This window comes from Streptomyces zinciresistens K42, assembly GCF_000225525.1.
Classification (GTDB): domain Bacteria; phylum Actinomycetota; class Actinomycetes; order Streptomycetales; family Streptomycetaceae; genus Streptomyces; species Streptomyces zinciresistens.
In genome coordinates, this window is sequence record NZ_AGBF01000500.1 from 1 (window position 1) to 319 (window position 319).

Sequence of the window (319 nt, forward strand, 5' to 3'; positions counted from 1 at the left end):
CAGCACCAGCGGGTGAGCCTGGCGCAGCATCGCGAGATCATCGCGCTGGCCGGGAAGCTGTCGGACGAAGATCAGCCGGGTCCGCTCGGTGATCGCGGCGGCCATCGCGTCCAGCGGCGCTGGTCAGCGCTGGAGCGGGTGGACGTTGTCGGGACCGAGGTCGTTGGGCGTCGCGCTCGCGGGGGCTCCGAAGCCGACCATGTCCTTGCCCTGGACGACGTTCCCGGCAAGGTCGGGGTGCTCGGCGTCGACACCGGTGTCGAGGACGGCGACGGTGACGCCCTTGCCCCTGGTGGTCTGCCACGCCTCCTGGGTGCGC

Annotated in this window: 1 pseudogene; it reads right to left on the reverse strand. The window is 71.8% G+C overall.

The window, feature by feature from the left end:
- Positions 1–183: 183 nt before the first annotated feature.
- Positions 184–319, reverse strand: a pseudogene (locus SZN_RS37370) (S8 family serine peptidase); the annotation flags it as partial.